Below are 17,365 nucleotides of genomic sequence, written 5' to 3'. Positions count from 1 at the left end.
ATTCCCAAGATTGACTCTAAGTGATCTCCTCGCTCTTGAGAAGATAGAGGTAGTTCCTCATGAGTTCTCCGAAATTCTTTGTAATGCCGAATGGACTTCTGCTCCTCCATAATCTGGTTGCCAGGACGGGATATCGTTCTGGTAACTTTCTAAACTTGAAACTCTCCTGCAGCCCTTCGAAGTAGTCATGGTTAACGTGAGTACAGTTCAGAAGGCAAAGAGCGGTTTTCATTTCTAGCGGGGTCTCTATCACTGCGCAGTAAATATCCTCGTATCTCTTCCTTGCGATGCAGGAGAAGATTCTCCCGCACGACTCGAATACGAGCTCCGAGAGATTCTCCTTCAAGGCCCTCCTGAACTTCACTTCAGGAACACGGCAAGCGAGATCATAATACTGCTCGGGCTTCGATGCATCGCCCTCCAGTACGACAAGGTTCTTTACGAGTCCAGCATAGAATGGCCATTCAACTCCCGGTTCCTCGAGTATTCCGCAGAGTTTCTTTTCAGTTATCGAATTTGTAGTGATCGGGACCAAGCCTTCCAGAAAGGCTTTCTTGGGAACCTCTTCCCTTGTTATCATAAGCATTTCTAGGTCGGACCAGTGAGTATCGGTCCCTCTTGAGGTGGAACCATACAGGCAGAAGCAAATCAGATTATCCTTCGTCTCTCTCGAAAGCCTCCCGGAAATCTCCAGAGCCAGGTTGTACCTCTCCTCATGTGTCAAGTGATCTCCACCTTCTTATTCTCCAAAACCGTCCTCTCTGAGATTTCTTCACAGATCATAGACTGTTAAGGAGGATTTCTTTCGGATTGTCATGGAGAAGCCGTTCCGCGATTCTTACCGCCTGTGAAACAGTAAGAATTCTATCTCCTATCTTCTCCGCAAGAACCCGGGCGATGTTTTCTCTCGCGATCTTTAAATGTCCGTAGATCGCGTCAACGATTGCATAGTCCCCGCCAAAACCGGATATCTTGTTGAACGGCACCGAGTCCAGAAAATTGCTCAAAGCGTTCCGTGCAGAAACAGGCGATATGATGTGAGACCAGCACATGTCGATGAAGACGTTTGGATAGGTCTTGGCAAGGGCCGCAGTCACTCCCCAGTAAGGATATCCTATGTGAAAGAGATCAAATTTCACGCGCGGATATTTTGAAAAGAGATTTTCCAGTAGTTCGGGATTAGAATTGCTCAGTATTCCACGATTGCCTTCGAGAAGCCCGGTGTGAAACTGAATGAAAATACCCCGTTCATTTGCCGCTGAAAGTATGTGATGCATCACATAATCCTGCACTATTTCGGGAATCAAGAGGTCTCTGTTACGATCGGGACTTCTTCTTCCCCTTTCTTCAAGGGCCTTACGAAACGCAGTTGCAGCATCGTCTAGACTTACTTCTTCGAATCTAATCGGCCTGTGATAGGCCAGAACGCTCTTCAGACCGACGATGCCGTTCGAAATATTCTCGTCTAACTCCAATTCGAAGACCTCGAGCCAGTCTTTGAGCGATCTGATTTCTACGGCGTGGGTCTCCTCCAGCCAACCAACTATATCGAATTCCGGAGGCATAGGAATTATGTAGTTTTGTGGCTGCCAGACCCTTCTGAAAAGGCTCCTGTCACACTCGAATCGGCCGGTCCATGGATCAATTATCGCGAGTTCTATGTTACATAAATCCTTCAGGATCTCTTTCAAGTGTCCCGGTCTGTTTGCCTCCCCGAACTTCTTTCCTAGCTCCTCTATTGTTGAACCCCTTATTCCGTCGATCCCGTATATCTCTCTTACCGAATCATCGAGCGCCCTGCCGTAACCGGTGTGCCTGCAGAACTCCCAGTAATCTTCAATTAGCTTCCATCGGTGGACGAGATCTCTCTCGCTATCTCTAGCTATCGCCAGAACCTCCGGGTCGAGCCCCGAAGAGATCAGGTCGGAGCTCATATAGTGTATGAGAAACTCTTGAAGAACATCGTCGCGCCCCTGGAGCAAATCTTCCGATTGGACCAGGTGTTCATGTGTGTCGATCACCGGGATCTGCCTTGTGTTATCTAGGATCTCTTCATATTCTTCCATCTCATTCCCCGAGTCCGTATCTACGGATTGCTGAAGCGACGATCCTCTTAATGAGATCTTCGTAGCTCCACCCTCTGGTCTCGGCCATCTTAACGATATCGGAGTAGTCCGGAACAAGGAGAGGAAGGGAATTGACCTCCAGGAAGTAGATATTACCTTCGTCGTCGATCTTCAAATCGATACGACAATAGTCCTTTAGATCGAGCACCTGGAAGACTCTCATCGAAAACTCTCTTATAACTGTTTCCTCTCTCCGCGAGATCTTCGCGGGACAGATGTAATTCGTCTCGTCACCGTGGAACTGTTTCACCCTGTAGGAATAGAAGGTTTCAAGGTGATCTGGCAGTGACGAGAAATCTATCTCCATGATTGGAAGAACTTCATTGCCAACAATCCCAACTGTGAACTCCCTTCCTTCAATGAATCTCTCGACGAGAGCGGCCTGTTCAAATCTCTCGTGAATACGTGAAACCGCTTTCTGCATGTCATCAACGCTTTCCACAACCGAGTCCTCCCAGATACCCTTTGCGCCTCCTTCCTTAACGGGTTTGACGATCGCCGGACTGAACGGCAGGTTGTCGGCAGTTTCTCCGGGACGTACCGAAAAGAATTCGGGAGTGGATATTCCACAGGCCTTCATGATTAACTTTGTGAGCGTCTTGTTTATACAAAGAGCGTTGGCCGTAGTGCCCGAGCCGGTGAAGGGTATGCCCAGAAGATCCAGGACGGCCGGAAGATGGACCTGCCTCTCGGTATTGCCCATGGCGGTAGTGAGATTGAATACGAGATCGGTGCCTCTAAGTCTGCCGACAGCATCGATCTCAAATGGTCTCGAATCAACTTCGAAGCTCTTCTCAAGCGAGTTCACGACACTATTGACCATCTTTTCATGATGAAGATCGAGCGGCGCATCATGAACGACAGTAATTCTCATAACATTCCTCCTTGGTATATCTTAGAAGTATCACTACAAAAGAATTGTACACACTCCAGATTTTTGACTTTTAAAATGAGTATCACTGGAAGGGAAAAACCAGTCTAGAAAGTATGTTAGACTGTTATATATGTTGCTGATAATGCGCATCGCCTTAAGTCGTAACGTTTAGTATTTCTTCCCTATCGAATTCTCTGGCAACGGCAAGTGCCCTTCCTCCGTACCATATGGAAGATCTCCCCTGCGCCCTATCTCTGCCGACAATTCCAGTCGCCATTGGATTTACAAGATAGCGAATCTTCTCTCTACCTGATGATGCCTTGATCGGCCCGTCACGAAACCATATCCTCTCCTGCGTCGAGTCACTCAGTCTTCCCTTCCACAGGGCAAAGTTGCACGAAGGAACAAGAACTGCCTCACAACCTGAGGCATCCAATTTCTCTATTTCACTCTGGAAGAACATGTCGTAGCAGATTGCAATGCCAATTACTCCTATCTCCGTGTGCACGACGTTAAGCTCTTGCTCTCCTCTGGAAAAGATAATGGAACTCTCGGCCTTGGTTAAATTGTGCTTGAAAGCCCTTGCTACAACCTTTCCCGAAGGGTTGAAGAAGTAGGCGAGGTTGTATAGCTTATCGCCCCGGATGAATCTCCCTTTCTCCGATTCCGTGTCGACAATCGGAAGCAGTATCGAAGGCGCAAGAAGATAGGCTCCAAATTCCTTTGCCACGCTTTGAAAGACATCATGATAGTAAGCTTCGATCACAAGAGCGTCCCTCAGAAAAGCCTTCTTGAGGGGGTTGAAGGAAAGTCCCATGTTCTTAATCGCATATAAGGCAAGAGTCTTTGCCGTCGTCTCCTCGAAGCTCAGCTTCCTGAAGGATGGGTAAAGAAAGGTCGCAAAAAACTCGGGGAAGACCACAATGTGTTTCGTTCCCTTCCATAACAGAGAAGCCTCGGCCACATAGTCTCTCATCTTTCTGCGAAATGCCTCTTCTCCAAATGAATCCTGATCAAACCAGACCTGTATTGCAGTAAAATCAGTGTCTTTCATGACGCAAGTTTAACAATAACCAGTATTAGACCAACAACCAATAAGATCGGCAAGAAGAAAACAACAAGACCTGCCATGGCAAAAATCACTATCAATACCACTCCTACGCCGGCTACAATCATTATCAGCGCAGGGAAGAACCTAATTGCAAGATAAAGCAGGAACAATGCGCCAACAATGGCTAGAAAAGTGTTCAAGAAATCACCTCCGTTCACTGGTCATTGACAGTATAACGCATAAACTATATAATTCTCTAGGCAATGAAGCTTGCCTTGGAGAACAATCCTCCAGAACCGCCACCAGCTGATAGCTTCTACCAAAATTCGTAGCCTGGTTTTGCTTGACTCTGGAGGAACATATGATTCTTAGCATCTCCCTTATAGTGATTCTCTCGATCGTGGTACTTTCCCTCTTTGAAAGAATTTGTCTTCCCGGTCTGATAGGCCTGGTCTTGCTTGGGATAGCTTTGGGACCGGGTGGAATGAATCTCATAGACCCATCATTGCTCTCAATTTCCGATGAAGTCCGGCTGCTCGCGCTGATAGTCATACTTATGCGTGCCGGTCTCGGATTGAACAGGAGAATCATTAAGAAGATAGGTCCCCTGGCTCTTCGTCTTAGTTTTCTTCCTGGCCTCTTCGAAGGTTTCTCAATTATGGTAGTGGCTCACTTCCTGCTGAATCTCAGCCTCATTCAAGGCGGAATGCTAGGCTTCATTATTGCGGCGGTGTCGCCTGCGGTAGTAGTTCCCGAGATGCTGAGACTGAAAGAAAGGGATTTCGGAAAGAGAAACGAAATACCTTCTACAATTCTTGCGGCAGCTTCAATAGACGACGTTGTGGCCATTACACTCTTTACAGTGTTTTTGGGAATTGAGGGAGGACAGGACGTCAGTATCGGAATGTCTTTTCTTATGGTGCCGGTAGAGATTGTTCTCGGAATATCTCTTGGGGCGATAATTGGGTTTCTCTTCAGCTTGCTGTTCAAGAGATTCCATATCAGGGACACCAAGAAGGTTCTCTTGATCCTATCTGTTGCATTCGTCTTCCATAAGCTCGAGGAAGTACTCCCGGCAGCAACTCTCCTGGGAGTGATGGCGATAGGTTTCGTACTTCGAGAGAGACTTCCGGTAGCCGCCGACAGGATTGCGGGGAAGATGGAGAGAATCTGGGTTGTCGCAGAAATATTCTTATTCGTTCTGGTTGGCGCAAGTGTCAACATAAGTGCGATAGGCGACTCCTGGCTTATGGGACTGCTCGTAATTCTACTTGGGCTCATATTTAGAAGCGCAGGAGTTCTGGCGGCCACTCTCGGTTCGAAACTGGATATCCGCGAAAGACTCTTCTGCATGATTTCCTATCTGCCCAAAGCCACAGTTCAGGCTGCAGTTGGAGGAATACCCTTAGCAATGGGAGTAGCTTACGGAGATGTGATACTCTCGGTTTCGGTTCTATCGATCCTTACAACGGCCCCCCTTGGCGCCATTGGCATAAGACTCGCTGCAAGAAGGTTTGCGAAAACCAGTTGAGAGAATCCATTCAGTTTTCTCTTCGACCATCTTTCTCGTTATATGCAAATGTAAAGACTGTTCTAGATTCGTCAGAAGCCGTCGGCTATCCTTTACCTAGTTACGTTAAAATTAGAATTGAGTCGTCTTCCTTCAGTTTTCTTTTCTTCGCCGCATCTTTCTGCCGGAATGATTCTGCTCGAAAAAAATCGCTTGCATTTCTATTTGGTGATAGGGCGGGGTCACGGCTCGTAAAGAACCCACAGCAACACGATGTGAATTTCCAGAGCGGTATTCGAATTTATCAAGCGGAATTATCTTATGAGACTCCCCTGTTCCTCCAGTTGACAACCACTATACCGGCCGAAACCAATACGAGGGCAAATGCCATGTACGGATTTAGAACCTCTCCCGGAATAAAGGCTGCCGAGAGAAAGACACCGGCCACCGGGATCACGAAACGAAACATAGTGATCTCACCGGCTTTGTGAAAGCTGAGAATCGCATACCATAAGGAAAAGGCTATGGCCGAAAGAAACATAGAATATACCAGAAGGAGATTTCCCTTCAGTGTGAAAACAAGCGAATCCTCTTTCATCCCGGGAAAGCCTGCAATCAGGAGAAGAAAGCCGCCGATCGAAAGCTGCCATCCCGACACGAGAAAGGGAGATCGCCTAGCTGACATCCATTTGGCATACATGGTGCCGAATGCACCGATAGTCGCCGCGATCAACATGAATCCGTCTCCCAGAAATACGAAGCTCAAAGTAAAGCCGACTTCAAAATTTGCAAGGAAAACACCGACGAATCCCAGTATCATACCAAGCGTCTTTTTCCAGCTCAAACGGTCATTCTTGTACATGTAATGAGCAAGAAGAATAACGAGAAAGTTCTCTCCTGCCATTATTATTGAAGACTTCATACCCGTCGTGTAGCTCAGCCCGTTATAGAAGAAGAAGTAAAGTAGAAAAGTCTGTAGTGTTCCGAGCGCCAGCAAATGGAGGTAGTCCTTCTTCGCGAATCTTGTTCTACCCTTTCTACCAAGGGGTATTGAAAGCATGAGCACCATGATACCGGCCCCCAGAAACCGAATTCCCGCAAAGACAAGTTTGGCTGAAACGTCGTCCGGAGCTATAGACATTTCCTCGTAGCTTAGTTTCAGCACGGGAAAAGCACTGCCCCAGAGAATAGAGCAGAATACCGCGGTCAAGGCCGCCATCCACTTCTTTTTCAAAATATCCATGAAATTAGTCTACACTAAAAATGTAAGGTGAACTGCAAAATGAGCGGGGCTAAACATGAACAATCATTGAGATGGTCCCGAAAATTCTTTAGTGACACCCGTCATATGAAAATCAAGATCCCAGTTTACGCAGCAATAAGGGCTTCGATGATATACTGCAGCACATGCATGAAGTTAGGGAAAGCTTTGCTGAAGTGTCATTTGATCTCTGTCTTACATCGTATTCTGCACCAGGCAAGTAAGAACTGGTGATAGTTTGCCAACACGCATAACTATGCAATCAATCCCAAAGGCTGTCTCGCAACCGCAGCAAAGAGGTCCCTTGTTCAGACCTCTGCAGGATTTGCAGTAAGGGTTATGAGATGCTGATCCTTTTTTACACAAGAAGATAAGGTCAAGAGAATTACCAGCAGTGTGATAATCAGTATGCGCTTCGTCATGCCTATCCCTTCTCGAGCTTCCAGAAAACCGCACAACAATCTGAGCTAGATGATTTCTGGCGATCTGGCAGACAAATGTGACCTTGAAGATTTTCAATCGAGGGATCGGAATAGAAGAACTGGAAAAAATAAGGCCTTTGCTGAATTTTGTGGTTTGATCATATCAGCACGGGAATCTCACCCAGTGAAAGCTCTTTTAAGTTTCTTATCTTAAAGAGAAATTTCCTTATACCTGTTCAATGATGTCTTCAAACTGAGCCTCTCAAGGTTTTTCTACCCATGAAGATGCCTTTCCCTAACAAAAAATACCCGGAGAGAAGATCACTTGTTTCACTTGAAGCAGTCCTGAACTTTTCTCTACGAAGAGGAAAAGAAAATAAGCATTAAAGTCAAGCGAATGCATAGGCATAAACGATACAATTATTGGTTCTAAATTAGTTTTTGATAATCACTATAAATTGCAGTATAATGATAATGTTTCTGCAAGATTTATTCGTTAGAGTTAATGCAGAAATAATGTGTGTTTTGCGGCTTTAAGCCGTTTTAGTTTTCTAAAAAGCTGTCTGGGTGATTCATTTGAAGAAGAGAGATCGCGGGGCAATAAGCGTTGCATATGCTCGCAGAAAGGAAAAGGCTTACAAATACTTTACGGCCGCAGGTGTCATAGTTGGTTTGCTTTCGATAGTTTTGATAGTCACGGCAAACCAAATGTCGACGAACATTGTGCAAGATGCAGACTCGATTAGGCCTATCTTCATCGCAGGAATAGTGTTCGCGCCTATTTCATTCTTTATCTACGTTTTTGCGTTGATTACTTCACTGAGCGCGGGAATAAGGAATTGGAACCTCGTTCTAGGATTCCTGTCTTCCTTTCAAGCCGTAATCTCCCTGATTTTCGCAAGAGATATTCTTCTGCTGGACTCTTCTCTGAAGTTGAGCCTCCAGACTCCCAACTGGTCGTCATACATTCTCTGGTCAATTCTAGTAGCCTCTCTCTTGCTCACATTCTTTGTAGGAGTATTCTCAAGGAAGAGTGTATGAATCTGTAATTTCGCCGAAGATGAGCGAATGATAAGAATTATCGCCATAGAATGTGCTGGCTATACTACCATTCAGAGCCAAAGGCGTCAACGCTTCCTTTGAAACAACGCGACACTCCAAAACTTTGTCAGCCTCATCTACTACGACTATTGAAGGTGACAGCCCCTCTCTAGCAGTCAATCCGGTTTCCTTGAACTTGTCGAAATACTTTCCGCTTCTTGTTCCACAGAAATCCAGAGCCTCCTGCCACTTTGCTGACATGAAATTGACCGAGAATCCGTCGCTGCTTCTGAAAAAATCGTGCGTGAATCTGCTGGGCCTTATCATGGCAATGAAGACAGGTCGATTCCATGTGTAACCCAGGAAACCCCAGCCAACGGTTATCAGGTTCGTTTCAACGCCATCTGTTACTCCGATCAGAACTCTCCCGTCCCTGAGGGTTTCAAGAAGCTCCGTCGAGTGCTCCGGAAAGCTGAATTCTGTCATACTAACCTCCTCTAACAAAAACGGTGGGGGTTATCCCCCCATCGCTAAATCTTCTTAAGATGATTCGAGATTTCTGCATAATCTGGCTCAACTCTGGGATCGTCTGAAACCCATGTGTAGGAAATCTTTCCGTCTTTATTCACAATAAATACGGCTCTCTTTGAAACAGTGAGACCCCTTACGCCGGCAAAGTCCTGATGCACGCCGCCGTACTTCCCGGATACTTCTCCTCCAATATCTGAGAGAAGCTGAAAGGAAAGGGAATTTTGCTCCTTGAAAGCTTTGTTGGCAAAAGGGCTGTCCATACTTATCCCGAGAATTGTAGCGTTAAGGCTCTCAAAGTTCGCAAGAGAATCTCTGAATGTACATAGTTCCTTTTGACATACACTCGTGAACGCACCGGGGTAGAAAACGAGTACAACTTTCTTTCCTAGATATTCGTTGAGTTTGTATTCCTTAAGATCCGAACCGAATAGTGAGAAGTCTATCGCCTTTTCTCCTTTTAATAACATCCCATGTACCTCCTAAAACCGTCTATTATTGTCATATTAATTCTAACAGATGATTAGGTGCGATACATAGAAGAAGAAACACCATGCATCCTCCATCGACATTCCCGACCTGGCCGTATTTGCCTTCCGGCTCAGACTGAGCAACCCCGCGGCACACGAGAGCGCTCGCTTATGGCTGCTTCCTCCCGGACCTGACCAGGTTCGCAAGTTCCCGTTGCGCAGGACTCAATCCTCAACACCTTTAGACAAACCGACACCAAACCGGCAAAGCCTCAAAAGGCATTCGGCCCCGCGTATGGCGGATTTCGGGTACAGGGAACCGCCAGCTCCCCACCTAGCATGGTGTATATACATTATATATTCTGCTTTCTCAGCTTTCAAGTGATCTCTAGTTGTTCAGTCTGGTGAAGTCTATTCCAAGCACTAGAATGTTTCTGTTCGAATAGGTTCTTTTCGTACCGGGAAGGATTATCTGTCTAACCCCGGAGGCAAGTATTCTTACTATCAGATCGTCGGTCAAATCATTGTCAGAAGCCATTACAGAATCCCTCAAATCATGACTGCCGAAATCGTAACTCTGAAGTTCTTCGTAACTCAAACCGCTCTTGAGAAGAATACTCTCACCGTCTTTGAAAATTGAGAAATTGTTCGCCCTGTTCACGCGTGAACAATAGAGAGCGAGCCTTCCGTCTGTATCAAGGTCATACTTCTTCATCTCGAATGTGAGTTCTCTTACAAAATAGTTCCCGAAGCCCGAATAAGTTTCCTTCGATAGTGTCACCGCTTCATGGGCCGGTACGGTCAGTATCATTATATCTCTCTCTCTTGCAGCGCGTATGGCATCGCGGTCGAAAACGCCTCCAAAAGCTTCTACGCCATTGTCACTCAGTCTCTTCAAAGTATCACCATCGATGGCAAAGGTCGAAGCAAACATCGTATCGGGACCGCCCATGGAAAAATCGTCCGGTACCTTGCCCGCAAAGACTTTTGTGATCTTACCTTTATCAAGGAAAAGCGAAATGTTGTCGCTGTAGTAATAAAGCTCCATGAAAACATTAATGTTTCTCAGCTGAGACTTTTTGAGTCCAATGGCGGGATTACCGATCTGAACCTCATCAAGCAGACCAGGTTCCTTCGTAAGCTTTAGCAAATGAGCCTTCTGAGAGGGGTTGTCCCCGTAAAGCAGCTGCATAACGTGTTCCATGACCGTATAGTCGTATTTCTCGGAAGCAAAAATCTGCGATAACGCCTTATGAATGGAAGAATTGTAAAGCAAGGCAGCGTAGATCGCCTTAAGAGCGTATCTTCTTCTTTTAAGAAGGGGAACATCTCCACAGTCCTCTAAACTGTCAATCACTTCATCATAATCCATGGGATCGGATATGACTACAATGTCCCTGTGGTTCTTGGCGCCCGCCATCAGCAGGGCCGGTCCACTGATATCGATCTCTTTTGAGAGATTAGACTCATCCGGTGATTCCTTTACAGCGGACTCAAAAGGCTTGAGATTCATAACTATCATGTCGAAAGGCAAAATCGAATGTTCTCTCATTTCCTCAATATGGGCAGGAAGATCCTGGATCGCAAGAATTCCACCTATAATCTTTGGGTGGATAGCTTTCAGCCTTCCGTCGAATATCGAAGGAAACCCAGTGTAATCAGCGACCTTTATTGCCTCGACACCATGATCCATAAGGTATTCCGCGGTATGATCAGTGGCGACGATTTCTACACCGTTCGAGACTAGATATCCAGCGATCTTTTCCACTCTTGACTTGTCATGTACGCTGACAAAGGCACGCTTTATGTTCATCGGGCACCTCCATGTGATTAGTTTATCATCAATCAATCCCTGAAAAATTCAACTAATAATTTATAATGTTATCAGTTTGGCGTATACTTTAGTATCTCATGCCCTTGGGTCGGGCAAGGATAGCGGGGGAGTAACATGACTGAAAAAGAATTGATTCAGAAATGCGAATCTGGAGAAATTGGTTTCGTCAGGCTTCAGATAACCGATATAAACGGTATGCTGAAGAATGTGGAAGTTCCTGCAAGAATGCTGCCTACAATTCTGGAAAAGGGTGCAATGTTCGACGGATCCTCAATCGACGGCTTTGTGCGAATCGAGGAGTCCGACATGTACCTACGGCCGGATCTTTCGACTTTCGCCTTCCTTCCCTGGGACAACTGTCAGGGAAAAACTATAAGACTCATCTGTGATGTCTACAAACCTGACGGTACACCATTTGAGGGAGATCCAAGATATGTTTTGAAGAGAGTTATCCAGCGAGCCAAGAGTATGGGGTTTGAGACTTACGCCGGTCCTGAACCAGAATTCTTTATAGTCAAGAGAGACCATGACCGTGGAAAACCGATCGGAGCATTTCTGGATACGGGAAGTTATTTCGACCTCCTTCCAGTTGATGGAGGTGAGGAGGTAAGGAAACAGATCGTGCTTTCTCTTCAGGAAATGGGGTTTGAAGTTGAGGCGGCACATCATGAGGTGGCCCCTTCACAACACGAAATTGACTTCAGATACACTGACATACTGAAAACCGCAGATAATATTCAGACATTCAAATGGGTTGTAAAGACGATAGCTATAGCCGACGGATTTCATGCCACGTTTATGCCGAAGCCCTTTTCGGGCGTCAACGGATCGGGAATGCATATCCATATGAGCCTCTTCTCGGACGGCAACAATGCCTTTTACGATTCCTCAAAAGACCACGGGTTAAGCCAAACCGCTCTGAGTTTCGTCGGGGGAATCATCTCACACGCAAAAGAGATTACCGCCGTCACAAATCCAACTATAAACAGTTATAAGAGACTTACACCTGGATACGAGGCCCCCGTGAATATCTCTTGGGCGCTGGGAAACAGGAGCGCAATGATCAGAATACCCAGCACAAGGGGAGAAGGAACAAGGCTGGAATTCAGAAGTCCCGATCCCACATGCAATCCTTATCTTGCGTTAGCATTGACTCTTGCCGCCGGTCTGGACGGTGTTGAGAAGAGGATCGACCCGCCTAATCCAGTCGATGAGAATATTTTCAAGATGAAAGGCTCGAGAAGAAAGGAACTGATGATAGAAAACCTTCCAGGGACTTTGATCAATGCTCTTGAGTTTACCAGAAACAGCGAATTCGTCAGGTCGACACTTGGCGATCATATATTCAACACCTTTGTCAGATCAAAAGAGGGCGAATGGAGCGAATTCTGCGCTTCGGTCACCGACTGGGAGATCAGTAAGTATCTGGAGCTGTATTGAGGAAAGTCTCACCAAGAGGTTGGAAGGATAAAAGCAGTCTAACTTTTCTCGATGAATTTAGATTTTCAGTCAAATTATCCTGAAGTCAAGTGAATTCATTCGGATTTACTGAAACAGAAGTGCCCGGGCAGATTATCCGGGCACTTAAATGTCCGAAAGAATCAGTGTCCGCAGGTTGAACAGCTTCCGCCGGAGCATGAGCCGCAGCTATCGGAACTCGAGGATGATCCGAAGCTCGAAATATTAGTTATCTGCTTTGAGAGAATCCCCCCGCATTTTTCACAGGGAGGCACCGTAGCGCTCATCCCCAAAAGAAGACTCTCTTCGTGACCACATTTTTCGCAGACAAACCTGTATAAGGGCAAAAGAATCACCTCCGTAATTATTCAGAAGCCACATCGATCTCATCTATTAAGACCGAAGGAGAACTCACACGATAGATAGATGAAACCGAGTCGCTGCCAACTTCTAAAATGCCACTATAGACCTTCAATATGTTCGAAGATATCGTAAATTGCTCTATGGGATTACTTATCTTCCCGTCCTTCACGAAAAAGCCGCTCGCTCCAAGCGAAAATTCGCCCGAAACCTGATTCGTGCCGGAATGAAGACCGGTAAGATCAGTGACCAGAATGCCTTCGCCCATACTTTCGAGGAGTGCATCGAAACTCAAGTCTCCCGATCTAACAACAGTGTTCACTGGGGCTATTGAAGGCTTTGATCTGTAAGTACCCCTTACGGAGTTCCCCGTGGACTTCGTACCGTCTTTCGCGGCCGTTCTCAAGTCATACAGGAAAGTCTTCAACTCGCCTTTCTCAACAAGCGCTTTTTTACGCGTCGGCACTCCTTCGTCGTCAAATGGCTTACTGTAAGGACTCTCGGAAAGGAAGGGATCATCGTACACCGTAAGCTTGCTTGATCCAATTACGGTCCCCATTTTTCCTTTCAAGACGGAAAGGCCTCTTTGAACGTTGTCCGCCGAGTACATAGAGGTGAAAGTTCCGAAAAGCTGCCCGAAAACGTCGTTCCTGAAAACGACTCTGTACTTTCCACTCTTCACATTTCTCGCGCCAAGTTGATCTATGGCTCTTTTTGAAGCCTCTTCAGCGACTCCTTTCACATCCAGCTCTTCAGGCGTTCTGACAAGAGAGAAACTGAAACCCGTCTTCTTGGATTTCTCATCGCCTGCAAGACTCACGACAACTGCAAATCCGCCGTCGCTCTTGTACCGCCTATTCAGTCCAAGTGTATTGATTATGGTTACTTCCGACCAGGTATCGGCAGTCCTGCATGTCGGAACCATCACGATCCTTTTGTCGTATTCGAGAGCCAGCTTCTCCAGAGATACCACGGTATCGATCTTTTCCTTCACGGTCTTTTTCTGGAAGGCTCCTGAATAACCTTCAAAGTCACGGTACTCACCAGTTCCATCATGGAAGATATAGACATCCTCTCCGCTCGCTATTGAGCAGTTCTCAAAAGCCTCTTCGACCAGCAGTGTCGCCGCCTCTTCGCTTAGAATCTCTGAAAATGCCGTGCCGATCTTTCCGTTCTTGAGGCCTCTGAAGTAAACCTCTATCGAACTGGCATCCGTGTATGAATCGATTTCTCCATTCAGAGAGCTTAACTGAAATTCTCCACCTTTCGAGTAATAGATCTCGGCTTCATCAAAGCCCTTTTCTTTGGAGATTTTGAAAGCCTTGTCGGCAAAGGTATTGAAATCCATCAATTTCGCCCCCCAACAATCAGTTCAGAAACTCTTACGGTTGGCTGGCCCACATCGGCCGGGATCGAACCCGAGATCGACCCGCACATACCCTGCCCCCGTTCGAGATCGTTGCCAACCATATCAATCTTCGTAAGGACCTCATTGCCCTTTCCGATAAGTGTCGCACCCCTTACCGCTCTGGTTATCCTTCCCTTCTCTATCATGTATCCTTCCTTTACCGCAAAGTTGAATTCACCCGTGGAAGGCATAACCGATCCCCCGCCGAGAGACTTCGCGTAGAGACCGTAGTCTGTGGCAGCTATTATCTCCTCGGGATAGTACTCTCCGGGAAGAAGGAACGTATTGCTCATTCTCGATGTCGGCGCAAACGTGTAATCCTGTCTTCTTGCGCTTCCAGTAGGTTTCATTTTCATCTTTATTCCACCAAGGCGATCGATCATGTAGCTTTTTAGAACTCCTTTATCGATCAGTAAGTTTCTCCTTGTCGGAGTACCTTCATCGTCAACATTTGCCGATCCCCAGGCATTGGGAATTGTTGGATCGTCTACAGCAGACACACATTCATTTGCTATCTTCTGACCGAGCTTACCGGCAAATACAGATGCGCCTTTGGCTACTCCCGTAGCTTCGAGCGCATGGCCGCAGGCCTCGTGGAATATTACTCCTCCAAACTCGTTGGAGATTATCACAGGCATTCGTCCAGCAGGAGCAAACTCCGCCCTTACCATTCTGTCTGCGATTCTTGCGGCCCTTTCTCCGGCGGCCCTGGGATCGACCATATTAAAGAACTCAAAGCCCATTGCTGCTCCCGGTCCGTAGAAACCACTTTCCATTTGTCCGTCTTTTGTGGCGACAGCCGATATCGCTAGTCTCGTCCTTACACGGCGATCATGCGCCTTCACGCCTTCGGAATTGTAGATCCAGACGTTCTGATCGTATTCAACGAAATTCACGACAACCTGAGATATTGTCGAAGCGAAGGTCGATGCTCCTTCATGGGCAAGTTGCATAACTCTTACCTTCTCTTTTTTCGGTACATTATTCGGTGAAAAGAGAACTGGACAGACGTCAACAAACTCTTCATTTCTAAAATCAATAACTGAATCCGCGACCCTATCCTGACTTATAACGGCCCTCAGCCTTTCTGCAACTTTCATGAGACCATCGAGCGAAAGTTCGTTTGTGTAAGCATAGATGCTTCTAGTACCTTTAAAGGCACGTAACCCCGCTCCGAATAATTTCCCCGACACGCTACCTTCTACTTCACCTTGAACCATGTTTATACTTCCCGTATATCTCTCTTCCAAAAAGATCTCTGCAAAATCCGCTCCGCCAGACAGTATCTTGTTGATAACTGCGGAGTATGCTTCATCTGAATGCATGATGCACCTCCAATCTTGTTAGGTATTCTTACAATTCTACAACATTTTCGAGATTGAGGTCTTAACAAAGGAAATGAAATATAAGGTTAGGTGGAATTTCTCCTTCTGGATCTCCTGGGAACTCCATATTTAAGGAAAATCGGTCTGCCGGCGAGATTTCTAAGAACAAACCTAATCGCAATGGCACCTATGACTACGGCTCCTCCAATCATGGGAAGCCTACCGGGAATCTCTCCCATGAACAAAAAGACCCAAACGGGACTGAGAATGGGTTCAATCATGAGAATCAAAATGGCCTCTAGGGCTGTGGAATGTTTGATTGCCTCAGAGTAGAAAACATACGATAATCCCAGTTGTGCCACGCCCAAAATAAAGAGGCTGATCCATCCGGAAGGACTCGGTAGAGATCCCACAATGAAAGGCACTCCGATCGCAGCCGTCAGTATGTTCCCTAGAAGCACTGACTCCAAAGGTGAACCATCCTTCTGAAGCCTCATGAAGATGTTGAAAAGAGCGAAGGTAACTCCACTGGCAACCGCCAGAATATTTCCCGTCATTCCCCTGCTGTCCAGGCTTTCAAAGAAGAAGAGGGCCATACCGCCAAAGACCATAATAATGGTAACCCAGTCGAGGAGCTTCGCCCTCTCCTTCAATATCCATACACTCAACAGAGCAACATATATAGGCGCAGTCGATTGAAGCAGAATAGCATTTGCAGCCGTTGTCATCTTGTTTGCCGAAACAAAGAGAATCACCGTGGCCGAATAAGAGAGGGCAGAGGCTATCTGTGACAGGGACCATGTGAATTTCGGTCTTCCAAGGGCAACGAGTATTACCAGGGATGCAATCATGCTCCTGATCCCCGATATCGCAAGAGGATTTGAGTCGACGTTCTTGATCAAGAGACCTCCGGTGCTCCAAAGAAGACCGGTAAGAATCAATAAGATCACGGACTTTGTTCCAGAAGACCTCTCTTTACTCCGGTTCATAATTCACCTGCCGATTCTGCTTCAATCCCCATGGAAGAAGAATACATCAGAAGCTCAAAGTAGACAAGTATTAGACTTTCGCGGGGTTGGAGGTTGGGCGTGGCAGGTTGGAAAGAGGAAAGTCAGGGGAGTTGTAAGACCGTGGTTGGGGGTCGGAGGTCGGGGGTTCGTAAGAGCAAGAGAAACTGGTTGACCGAGTTTAGTGGTTCTCCGAAGAAAAGACCTGTTTTTCGTTCCAGAGCGAGGATCTGTTATTCGTTCTACGGATTCACTAAGCGTTAAAGAGCAGCGCTAAACGTCTCTCAGAACCGGGATGCTGAAACAAGTTCAGCATGACGAATTATTTCGTCTTTGGAATCAGCAAACGCTGTCATACCCATCTCGCATTCTCGCAATAACCGTCAGTTGTCATCCCGCTGAGCCTGCCCTGAATACATTAACTTCGTCATCCCGTGATGTATTTGCACGGGATCTCGAATTTTAGATCCGCTGTTCGCTGAAAAGCAAAGAACCGTTGATCGCTGGAAAGAGCCGTTACTAGCCTGTGTGGGGCCTCTAATTACGGTCATCCCGAACTTGTTTCGGGACCTGCACTTTTGAAGCGTGGTTCGGGGTGGGAGGTTGGGGTTCGTAAGAGCAAGAGAAACTGGTTGACCGTTGAGCGGTTCTCCCTTCTCCGAAGAAAAAACCCGTGCTTCGTTCCGACGC

General features: G+C 46.6%; 16 protein-coding genes, 1 other RNA gene and 1 riboswitch. Of the genes, 3 read left to right on the top strand and 14 right to left on the bottom strand.

Annotated elements, in window-relative coordinates; genetic code table 11:
• Positions 1 to 16: 16 nt before the first annotated feature.
• The 5 genes from Y696_RS00405 to Y696_RS00385 form a co-directional block, all read right to left on the bottom strand.
• Positions 17 to 724 (bottom strand): hypothetical protein, encoded by a 708-nt coding sequence (locus Y696_RS00405; RefSeq protein ID WP_121509520.1) that lies wholly within the window; start codon positions 722 to 724, stop codon positions 17 to 19.
• A gap of 55 nt (positions 725 to 779) precedes the next feature.
• Positions 780 to 2,066, bottom strand: a complete 1,287-nt coding sequence (locus Y696_RS00400) for an amidohydrolase family protein (RefSeq protein WP_121509519.1) — start codon at positions 2,064 to 2,066, stop codon at positions 780 to 782.
• A 1-nt stretch (position 2,067) separates the two neighbouring features.
• A complete protein-coding gene (locus tag Y696_RS00395) occupies positions 2,068 to 3,000 on the bottom strand; it encodes an ATP-grasp domain-containing protein (RefSeq protein ID WP_006490103.1) in 933 nt (310 codons plus the stop codon).
• Positions 3,001 to 3,154: 154 nt separating this feature from the next.
• Positions 3,155 to 4,054, bottom strand: a complete 900-nt coding sequence (locus tag Y696_RS00390) for a nitrilase-related carbon-nitrogen hydrolase (RefSeq protein ID WP_121509518.1) — start codon at positions 4,052 to 4,054, stop codon at positions 3,155 to 3,157.
• On the bottom strand, positions 4,051 to 4,251 hold the full coding sequence (locus Y696_RS00385) for a hypothetical protein (protein ID WP_121509517.1): 201 nt from the start codon (positions 4,249 to 4,251) through the stop codon (positions 4,051 to 4,053). The genes Y696_RS00390 and Y696_RS00385 overlap by 4 nt, the downstream gene beginning before the upstream one ends.
• Before the next feature lie 50 nt (positions 4,252 to 4,301).
• Positions 4,302 to 4,377: riboswitch (Fluoride riboswitch) on the top strand.
• Positions 4,378 to 4,412: 35 nt separating this feature from the next.
• Between Y696_RS00385 and Y696_RS00380 the strand changes: the two genes are divergently transcribed.
• Positions 4,413 to 5,582, top strand: coding sequence for a sodium:proton antiporter (locus tag Y696_RS00380; protein ID WP_121509516.1), 1,170 nt, complete (start codon positions 4,413 to 4,415; stop codon positions 5,580 to 5,582).
• Positions 5,583 to 5,880: 298 nt separating this feature from the next.
• Here the strand turns inward: Y696_RS00380 and Y696_RS00375 are convergent, their stop codons facing one another.
• Complete coding sequence (locus Y696_RS00375; protein ID WP_121509515.1) at positions 5,881 to 6,804, bottom strand: DMT family transporter; 924 nt, start codon at positions 6,802 to 6,804, stop codon at positions 5,881 to 5,883.
• Positions 6,805 to 7,811: 1,007 nt separating this feature from the next.
• Here Y696_RS00375 and Y696_RS00370 point away from each other — a divergent pair.
• Positions 7,812 to 8,285, top strand: a complete 474-nt coding sequence (locus Y696_RS00370) for a hypothetical protein (RefSeq protein WP_121509514.1) — start codon at positions 7,812 to 7,814, stop codon at positions 8,283 to 8,285.
• Here the strand turns inward: Y696_RS00370 and Y696_RS00365 are convergent.
• The 4 genes from Y696_RS00365 to Y696_RS00350 form a co-directional block, all read right to left on the bottom strand.
• Positions 8,268 to 8,771: a flavin reductase family protein gene (locus tag Y696_RS00365; RefSeq protein ID WP_006490088.1), complete on the bottom strand. Its 504-nt coding sequence runs from the start codon at positions 8,769 to 8,771 to the stop codon at positions 8,268 to 8,270. The two genes, Y696_RS00370 and Y696_RS00365, sit on opposite strands and share 18 nt — an antisense overlap.
• Positions 8,772 to 8,815: 44 nt before the next feature.
• A complete protein-coding gene (locus tag Y696_RS00360) occupies positions 8,816 to 9,283 on the bottom strand; it encodes a peroxiredoxin (RefSeq protein WP_006490087.1) in 468 nt (155 codons plus the stop codon).
• A gap of 81 nt (positions 9,284 to 9,364) precedes the next feature.
• An RNA gene (gene ffs, locus Y696_RS00355) (signal recognition particle sRNA large type) lies at positions 9,365 to 9,626 on the bottom strand.
• 45 nt (positions 9,627 to 9,671) lie between these two features.
• Positions 9,672 to 11,096, bottom strand: a complete 1,425-nt coding sequence (locus Y696_RS00350; RefSeq protein ID WP_006490086.1) for a phosphoribosylaminoimidazolecarboxamide formyltransferase — start codon at positions 11,094 to 11,096, stop codon at positions 9,672 to 9,674.
• 135 nt (positions 11,097 to 11,231) lie between these two features.
• Between Y696_RS00350 and glnA the strand changes: the two genes are divergently transcribed.
• A complete protein-coding gene (glnA, locus tag Y696_RS00345) occupies positions 11,232 to 12,557 on the top strand; it encodes a type I glutamate--ammonia ligase (protein WP_121509513.1) in 1,326 nt (441 codons plus the stop codon).
• Between the two features lie 161 nt (positions 12,558 to 12,718).
• On the opposite strand, the gene Y696_RS14435 is transcribed toward glnA, so the two are convergent.
• The 4 genes from Y696_RS14435 to Y696_RS00325 form a co-directional block, all read right to left on the bottom strand.
• Positions 12,719 to 12,931 carry an FmdB family zinc ribbon protein gene (locus Y696_RS14435; RefSeq protein ID WP_373561615.1) on the bottom strand — a complete coding sequence of 71 codons (213 nt, stop codon included), beginning with the start codon at positions 12,929 to 12,931 and terminating at the stop codon, positions 12,719 to 12,721.
• An 8-nt stretch (positions 12,932 to 12,939) separates the two neighbouring features.
• Positions 12,940 to 14,283, bottom strand: coding sequence for a TldD/PmbA family protein (locus tag Y696_RS00335; RefSeq protein ID WP_014729975.1), 1,344 nt, complete (start codon positions 14,281 to 14,283; stop codon positions 12,940 to 12,942).
• A complete protein-coding gene (locus Y696_RS00330) occupies positions 14,283 to 15,668 on the bottom strand; it encodes a TldD/PmbA family protein (RefSeq protein WP_121509512.1) in 1,386 nt (461 codons plus the stop codon). Before Y696_RS00330 ends, Y696_RS00335 begins: the two co-directional genes overlap by 1 nt.
• 86 nt (positions 15,669 to 15,754) lie before the next feature.
• The gene (locus Y696_RS00325; protein ID WP_121509511.1) at positions 15,755 to 16,657 is read right to left on the bottom strand and encodes a DMT family transporter; all 903 of its coding nucleotides are present in this window, start codon (positions 16,655 to 16,657) and stop codon (positions 15,755 to 15,757) included.
• Positions 16,658 to 17,365: the final 708 nt, after the last annotated feature.

It is taken from the genome of Mesotoga sp. H07pep.5.4, from assembly GCF_003664935.1.
GTDB lineage: Bacteria > Thermotogota > Thermotogae > Petrotogales > Kosmotogaceae > Mesotoga > Mesotoga prima.
The sequence above is the reverse complement of the archived record's forward strand: the minus strand, read 5'-3'. Positions and strand labels throughout refer to the sequence as shown.

Coding starts and splice junctions, on each gene's coding strand:
- Y696_RS00400 (WP_121509519.1), bottom strand. CDS start 2,066: ATGGAAGAATATGAAGAGATCCTAGATAACACAAGGCAGATCCCGGTG.
- Y696_RS00395 (WP_006490103.1), bottom strand. CDS start 3,000: ATGAGAATTACTGTCGTTCATGATGCGCCGCTCGATCTTCATCATGAA.
- Y696_RS00390 (WP_121509518.1), bottom strand. CDS start 4,054: ATGAAAGACACTGATTTTACTGCAATACAGGTCTGGTTTGATCAGGAT.
- Y696_RS00380 (WP_121509516.1), top strand. CDS start 4,413: ATGATTCTTAGCATCTCCCTTATAGTGATTCTCTCGATCGTGGTACTT.
- Y696_RS00375 (WP_121509515.1), bottom strand. CDS start 6,804: ATGGATATTTTGAAAAAGAAGTGGATGGCGGCCTTGACCGCGGTATTC.
- Y696_RS00365 (WP_006490088.1), bottom strand. CDS start 8,771: ATGACAGAATTCAGCTTTCCGGAGCACTCGACGGAGCTTCTTGAAACC.
- Y696_RS00360 (WP_006490087.1), bottom strand. CDS start 9,283: ATGTTATTAAAAGGAGAAAAGGCGATAGACTTCTCACTATTCGGTTCG.
- Y696_RS00350 (WP_006490086.1), bottom strand. CDS start 11,096: ATGAACATAAAGCGTGCCTTTGTCAGCGTACATGACAAGTCAAGAGTG.
- glnA (WP_121509513.1), top strand. CDS start 11,232: ATGACTGAAAAAGAATTGATTCAGAAATGCGAATCTGGAGAAATTGGT.
- Y696_RS00335 (WP_014729975.1), bottom strand. CDS start 14,283: ATGGATTTCAATACCTTTGCCGACAAGGCTTTCAAAATCTCCAAAGAA.
- Y696_RS00330 (WP_121509512.1), bottom strand. CDS start 15,668: ATGCATTCAGATGAAGCATACTCCGCAGTTATCAACAAGATACTGTCT.
- Y696_RS00325 (WP_121509511.1), bottom strand. CDS start 16,657: ATGAACCGGAGTAAAGAGAGGTCTTCTGGAACAAAGTCCGTGATCTTA.